Below are 6,915 nucleotides of genomic sequence, written 5' to 3'. Positions count from 1 at the left end.
GATGTAGTCCGCATCCAGGCGCATGCCGATGTCCTGCGCAAGCTGTGTATCCCAGCGCAGGTTGAAGGTCGCAAGGCGGAAGGCAGAAGCCAGGCCCACGTACTGCGGCGTGGGCGTGTTGGCCGGATCCAACGGGTTGCGGGCGATGTCGCGGATCAGCATCAGGGTGTTGCCCTTCTGCATGAACGCCGGCCGCGACCAGTCGGTATCGCAACCGACCGCGCCGGCGTACAGCGCGCAGGGAGACGACAGGCGACCACTGATGTTCTTGAAATCGTAGTAGCCCAGCGCCGCACGCAGGCTGTTGTCATCGTTGAAGCGCCAGTTCACCCCCACCTGCGCACCGGACAGCCACTTGTTCTCGTTGGGCGTCTTCACCCGGCTCTGGCTGGGCGCGCTGTCGGAGGTGTACTCCAACGGCACCACCGCCAGGTTGCCGAACAGGCCGACGTCCTCGGCGAGGTCGTAGCTGAGATTGGCCGCCAGGCCGTCGAAGTTCAGATCGTTGGAGAACAGCGTGTCGCTGGTCCAGAACGGATTGCCGAAGCGTCCGCCGCGCACCGTCACCCAGTCGGCCGGGCTGTAGGCCAGCCATGCCTGGTCCAGCCACACGTCCTTCTTGCCCAGGCCACCGCCAAGCTGTTCGGTGGTGGACACCGGCCCGTTGCTGCTGCCGCTGGCCAGGCGCACGCCTGCGGTGGTGTGCTGGCCGATCGTCGCTTCGATGCCCAGCCGTGCGCGGATGCGCCACAGATTGCGGCGGTCCTGGCGGGTGTTGAGCAGCGGCGGCAGCTGCAGGTTGGTGTTGTTGTTGGTATCGAAGCCGTTGCCGGCGTTCACCGAGGCCCAGTTGGTCTCGATGTCGCTGTTGCGCTCGGAGTAGAAGCGCGATTCGCTGCGCACGCGCATGTCACCGCTGACCTTGATGCGCTTGGTCCACTCGGCCACCTCGTTCGGCGCGGCCCAGCCCTCGGCTTTGGCCTGCGCCATCACGTCCTGGCGTACCTCATCACGGATGCCATCGCGCACGCTCTGCGGCACGTACGGCACGCGCACATCACCGGCCTCCAGCGCCACCCCGCCGCTGCTGGCTGTGCTGCCGGCGGTGCCGCGTTGCGCAGCCGCCGCTTCTGCTTCGGCCTGCACCAGCAGGGCCTGGCCGTCTTCGGGCTTGAGCGCGCCACTGGCGATCAGCCCCTTGATCAACTTGACCATGGTGGTTTCGGCCGCCATCGCACTGGCCGGAACGGTCAGGCTGAGCAGTACGGCGCAGCACAGCAGCGCCCGTCGGGCCGGCCGTGGGCGGCGGGATGCGGTTCGAGCGCGGTCGTGGTCGTTCATCACGGTTCTCATCGAAAGAAGGGAAATCACGGAATTCATCGGTCACGCGCCGGGACGGCGCCCCTGGATCAGCACGCGCGCGGGGAAATCCAGCGACGCCGGTGGCATCTGGTCGACCTTGCCGATCTGTCGCAGTGCTTCAAGCACGGCCACGTCGGCCTCTTCGTTGCCGCTGCCACGCACCAGCTCGACCTTCTCCAGCCGGCCATCGGGCGCCAGCCAGACATTCACCTGCAGCTGGAACGCCAGGCGCTTGACCCGCGCATCGCGCGAAATCGCCTGCTGCATCAGATAGCCCAGGTAGCGGCCATAGCTGGCGTTGCCGGCACCGCCACGGCCAACGCCGGACGAGCCACCGCCGCTGCCCGACTGGATGCCGAAGTTGTCACCGCCGGCCTGCGCATCTGCGTCCATGGTCACCGGGTCGGCATTGTCCGGCGTCGGCGTCGGTTCTTCGGCCGGCGTTGGCTGCTCCAGCGGCTCCGGCTCGGGCACAGTCTCTTCCGGCGGCGTCTCCGGCTCAGGCGGCTTTTCCGGTGGTGGTGGTGGAGGCGGCGGCGGTGGTGGCAACGCCAGCATCGGCGGCTGCACCACTGGCCGGCGGGTGCTGGCGGTGTCCTTGAACAGCAGCCACCACACGGCAACACCCAGTACCAGCAGCGCCGCCAGCACCAGCGCGATCGTCACCAGCAACTGGCGTCCGCGCGTACCGGGCTCCTGCAGGGGTGGTCGATGGCCGGCCATGCCTCAACCCTGCGCCTTGCCGGTGACCAGGCCGACCTGGGCCAGCTCCAGCCGGCGCAGCAGATCCAGCACCTCGACCACGCGCGCGTACTGCACCTGCGCATCGCCGCGCACGATCACCGGGAAATCCGGCGAGGTTGCCCGTTCGGTACGCAGGCGGTCCTCGAGCTCGGCCATCGTCACCGGGTACGCATCCAGGAACACCTGGCCGCTGGGGTCGATGGTGATCGCCTTGGTCTTGGGCTTCTCCAGTGCCGCGCTGTTGCTGGCCTTCGGCAGGTTGACCTCGATGCCGGGAATGGAGGCGTTGCTGGTCAGGATGAAGATCACCAGCACCACCAGCAGCACGTCGACGAAGGGCGTCACGTTGATGCCCTTCTCGCGCTTTTTGACGCCAAACTTCGCCTTGTAGGCCATGGCCGGCCCCTCAGCCCTGAACCACGGCCGGGCCGCGCCCGTCCTGCTCTTCGGCCAGGCGGGCGGCGAACTCGTCGATGAACACCGCCATGTCGGCGCCGATCGCTTCGGCGCGTGCGCCCAGCCAGTTGTAGCCGAACAGCGCAGGAATCGCGACGCCCAGGCCGGCGGCGGTACACAGCAGCGCTGCCGCCATGCCTGGGGCCACCGAGTTGATGTCCACCGCACCGGCCATCGCCGCCACCACGAACACCAGCATGATGCCGATCACGGTGCCGAACAGACCGACATACGGTGCGCCCTCGATGGTGGTCGACAGCCAGTTCATGCGCCTCGCCATCGCTTCCTGTTCGCGCACCATCACCGCATCCATCGACGCGCGGATTGCGGCGATGGTGGCCGCGCTCAGGTAGCCGGAGTTGCCATCGCGCTGATGACGCTGCTGCATCTCATCGATGGCCACCTGGTAGATGCGCCACAGCGAGCCGTCGTGCATCGCCGTCGGTACCTTGCCCTGCCGGTCCATCTCGGACAACGTGCGCAGCGGCACGCCGGAGAGCTTGCTGAAGCTCTCGGTGAACACCGCATTGGCCTTGCTGGTGCGGCCGAAATGACGGCTCTTGGCGATCATGATCGCCCAGGACAACAGCATCATCAGGCCGAGGATGGCGACCACCACCCAGGCATCGAACGGCATCGCCTTGAGGATGAAGGCGAAGTGGCTCTGCCCGGCCGACTGCTCGTCGGCGCCGTAGCTGATCAAGCGCGAATCGGCGCCCTGCGCGGTGGCATCGGCCAGCAGCAGCGCCGCCGGGCGTGCTACGCGTGAGATGCGCAGTTCATCCAGCGCGCCATCGAAGTTGGCCAGCGGTTGCGCCGCGCCCGGCGCATCGGCACCCACCACCGCTGCGGTGGTCAGTGCCGGCAGCTCACCACTGAGCTGGGCCACCACGCGACCGTTCAGATACAGCTGCAGCGACCCCTTCTCGGCGGTAACCGCAACATGCGCCCACTGCCCTTCCGGAATCGGCTGCGCCGGCGTGCTGCGTTGACCGTTGAGCTGCACGAACGGCACCCGGTTGTCGATACCCACCACCAGCTCGGCGCTGCCGTCGCGGCGCGCATAGATCGCCTGCGCGGTGGTCAGCGCGCCCGGTTTGATCCAGGCAGAAACGGTAAGCGGCGCACCCGCTTCCTGTGCCAGCGACGCGCTGGCCGGCAGCGCCAGCGGGCTGGCGCCCAGCTGCACGCCACGCCCGATCACCGTGCTTTCCGCCGCAGGCACCGCCGCGCCGGCCGTGTTGCCGTAGGCCGTGGTATCACGCGCCGGCGCATTGGCTTCGGCAAAGTGGTAGACCAGCGTGTAGTCCGGATCGAACACCTGCTGGCCATTGCCGCTGGCCGGCGCCTTCGCGTTGCCGTAGTACATCCAGATCGTCTGCGGCGCGCTGGCAGTCAGTACCGGAACGTCCACCCAGACCAGGGCCAGGCCCAGGTTAGGGTCGAACTGCTCGATCTGATGGGCCAGCACCGTACGCCCGTCGGCAGAAACGAAACGCAGGTCGTTGCCACCCTCCTGGGTGCCATCAAAACCGAAGTTGCCGGTATGCAGGCGCAGCAGCAGCGGCGTACGCCCGGGGTTGCCGGCCAACCCCGCGCCCTGTGGGCCTGCGTCGACGGTGATCGGCTTGCGGTACTTCCATTCGGCCTGCCACCATTTGGCATCGGCCGCGGCGGCGGGCAGCGCGATCAGCGCAGCCAACAGCAGCAACATTCGGGAAAGCAGACGGTCCATGCAAAAGGTCTCCGGAGAACGCATCTCAAGGGAAGGGTCAGTAGCTGGTGCTGATGTTGAAATGCAGGCGCGGGTCGTCCTTGCGCGTGACCGGGCCATCGGCGTAGGGCCAGGCGTAGTCCAGGCGCAGCTGCAGGTGTTCGCCCAGGCGCAGCTGCGCGCCCAGCCCGACCGACGCCAGGTTGTACTTGTCGCGCTGTTCCGGCAGCGGCTGACGCAGGCGCAGGTAGGCCGCGTCGGCGAAGCTGTACAGCCGCAGGTCGGTACCGCTCCACAGCGACCACGCCGGGGTGCGCCATTCCAGGTTGGCCAGGCCACCGTAGTCGCCGATCGCTTCGGCCGACAGGTAGCCGCGCACGGTGTACATGCCGCCGGCGGCGAACTGTTCGGCCGAGACCAGCGGTGCATCGGTCGCCTGCAGCGAGCCGCGCGCATACCACTGCCAGTCGTTGCCGAAGGTGTGCGTGTTGGAGACATCGGCCTTGAACGCCACGAAACTCGGATCGGCCCAGTAGCGCTTCTGACCGAAATCGGTGGCGTTGCTGCCGTAACCGAACAGACGCCGGGTTCCCGCCACCAGCTGCGTGTTGATGCTCAGCTGATCGTGCTCGCCCTGGCGCACGCCGACGAAGGCCAGCGTGACCGGTGCGTACTTCAACGGCGTTTTCAGGCTGTCCTTGCCCATCTGCGTGTCTTCTTCGGTGTCCTTGAAGTCCACGCCGAGGCTGAGCTGGCGCCACCAAGCGCTGCTGCCCGGCAGGCGGTAGTTGAGCTTGAGACCAATGGAATGACCGTTGCCGATCACGTTGGTGCCGGTGCCCGTGCCTGCGCCGCCCTGTCCGCCGGCATTGAGTACGCGGCTGTCGGACGTGTAGCCCGATGCCTCAAGACTCCACGGCGTGCCCTCGAAGGGAACGGTGTAGGAGGCGGAGAACACCTTTGCCTGGTGGGTGTCTTCCGGCGCGATGAACACGCCGATGCTCGCACTGTGGCCGCGCCGCCACAGGTTGTCGTGGGCCAGCGATGCACTCAGGCGCAGCTTCTCGGTATCGGCGCTATGGTCGTTGTTGAGCGCCGCACTGGCACGCCAGGGTGACTTTTCTTCCACCTGCAGGTCCACATCCATGGTGCCCGGCACCTGGCCTTCGCGCACCAATGGCATCACCTGACGGCGGCCCCCTTCGTTCAGCGCCGTCAGTTCCTTCTGTGCCTGGTCGAAATCGGGCACGCGCCCTTCAGCCAACGACGGCACCCGCTCACGGATGCGCTCGGGTGAGTCATGGCGGGCACCGACCACGCGCAGCTGGCCAATGGGCGTCTGCTGCACCTTCAGCAGCACCACGCCCGCATTGACCTGCTGCTCGGGCAGCTCCACATAGACCGATTGGTAGCCGGCCTGCTGGTACAGCGCGTTGACTGCATCGCGCGCCTTCTCGACATCGGCGAGCGTTTTGCCGGGGCCGAGGAACGGTTCGACCGCGCGTTCGATCTGGCGCGCATCGAGCACGGTGTTGCCGCGCACGATGTACTCGTTGATGTTCACCGTGGGCGCTGGCGCGGCGTCCTGCGCGAACGCCGGAGACGGCAGCGACGCCAGGGCCAGCAGCAAGGGATGCAGGCGCAGCGGAAGGCGAACGGCACGGCACGGAACGGGAGTCATCGAAGGCATCGCGTCGTATCGAAGGGAATCGCCAGGGAGCGGCGCGTGGGTCTATCAACAGGACGTGCAGGCCGCGTCAAAACCGCCAACAGTTTTGTGACAGCACTGTCATCTGCTGACGATGCTGAAACAGGCGCAGGCGGACACTTCGCCTGGCACACGTCTTCATTGCAAAGCGCCTGCTGCCTCGGGAGATTCAAGATGCACGCCACCCTGGCTACACCAAACCGCCCTGCCCTCTGTGTGGCGTTGGTTCTGGCTCTGGCTGCGCCCTGGGCGCGGGCTGAGCAGGCTGCCAAACAGGCAGAAGCAGCGCCATGCATCGAAGTACAGGTCAACGGCGAGCGCATCCCCGCCTGGGACTGCCTGCAACGCAAGCTGGCACCGGCAGCAGGCACGGCCGCCCGCCCCAACCTTCCCGAAGCCGAACGCCTGATGCGCAAGCCTGGCAACCAGTTGCTGCAGTACAACCTGGAGGGCACGCGGCAGCGCATGGGTGATGCATTCGGGCGTTCGGTGGTGCCGCAGCGTCCAGCGCGCTGAGCCGTGTTCAGTGCCGCCCCACGGCGGCGGGAACGATGCCATCGGTGGGCAGCGGCGGCAGTCCGGGCACGGGCAGCGAACGCGCCTGCCCTGCCTGCTGCAGTTCCACCACGTTGGCGCTGATTGAGGCCAGTACGGTGGATGGACCCAGCCGCTGGCCCGGCGCATAGGCCTGGGCAGGTGCCCCATCCACCGACAGCAATGCCAGTGGCGCCTGCCGCCCTGCCATCACCCCCAGCACGGTCACCTCGGTCTGTACTGCACCTGGCGAAAGCAGCCGTACCAGCGGCGCGCTCGCTGCGTCGTCGAAGGCCGGGGCAGCGGGTACGGCGACCCGCACTGTGGCGGCGCCAATGCGAACCGGCGCCATGAACAGGGCCATGCCCCAGTATCCCGCCACGGTCAGCAGCTGCAC

General features: G+C 67.3%; 7 protein-coding genes. 1 reads left to right on the top strand and 6 read right to left on the bottom strand.

Features of this window, described 5'->3' with window-relative positions; genetic code table 11:
* The 5 genes from AB4Y84_RS09150 to AB4Y84_RS09130 form a co-directional block, all read right to left on the bottom strand.
* Positions 1-1,341, bottom strand: a 1,341-nt coding sequence (locus AB4Y84_RS09150) for a putative porin (RefSeq protein WP_442250027.1), incomplete at its 3' end; no start/stop codon positions are given.
* A gap of 42 nt (positions 1,342-1,383) precedes the next feature.
* Complete coding sequence (locus AB4Y84_RS09145) at positions 1,384-2,085, bottom strand: cell envelope integrity protein TolA (protein ID WP_051501606.1); 702 nt, start codon at positions 2,083-2,085, stop codon at positions 1,384-1,386.
* 3 nt (positions 2,086-2,088) lie between these two features.
* Entirely contained in the window at positions 2,089-2,502 is a 414-nt protein-coding gene (locus AB4Y84_RS09140) for an ExbD/TolR family protein (protein WP_442243674.1), read from the bottom strand.
* A gap of 10 nt (positions 2,503-2,512) precedes the next feature.
* Positions 2,513-4,297, bottom strand: a complete 1,785-nt coding sequence (locus AB4Y84_RS09135) for a DUF2341 domain-containing protein (RefSeq protein ID WP_442243675.1) — start codon at positions 4,295-4,297, stop codon at positions 2,513-2,515.
* Between the two features lie 37 nt (positions 4,298-4,334).
* Complete coding sequence (locus tag AB4Y84_RS09130) at positions 4,335-5,957, bottom strand: ShlB/FhaC/HecB family hemolysin secretion/activation protein (RefSeq protein ID WP_218787606.1); 1,623 nt, start codon at positions 5,955-5,957, stop codon at positions 4,335-4,337.
* A 201-nt stretch (positions 5,958-6,158) separates the two neighbouring features.
* Here AB4Y84_RS09130 and AB4Y84_RS09125 point away from each other — a divergent pair, with 201 nt between their 5' ends.
* Positions 6,159-6,500, top strand: coding sequence for a hypothetical protein (locus AB4Y84_RS09125; RefSeq protein WP_313248537.1), 342 nt, complete (start codon positions 6,159-6,161; stop codon positions 6,498-6,500).
* Positions 6,501-6,507: 7 nt separating this feature from the next.
* Here AB4Y84_RS09125 and AB4Y84_RS09120 read toward each other — a convergent pair whose 3' ends face one another.
* On the bottom strand, positions 6,508-6,915 hold the full coding sequence (locus AB4Y84_RS09120; protein ID WP_442250026.1) for a hypothetical protein: 408 nt from the start codon (positions 6,913-6,915) through the stop codon (positions 6,508-6,510).

Source organism: Stenotrophomonas sp. 2YAF22 (genome assembly GCF_052114665.1).
GTDB classification, from domain to species: domain Bacteria; phylum Pseudomonadota; class Gammaproteobacteria; order Xanthomonadales; family Xanthomonadaceae; genus Stenotrophomonas; species Stenotrophomonas indicatrix.
Note: the sequence above shows the minus strand (reverse complement) of the source record. Positions and strands in the feature narration are given on the sequence as shown.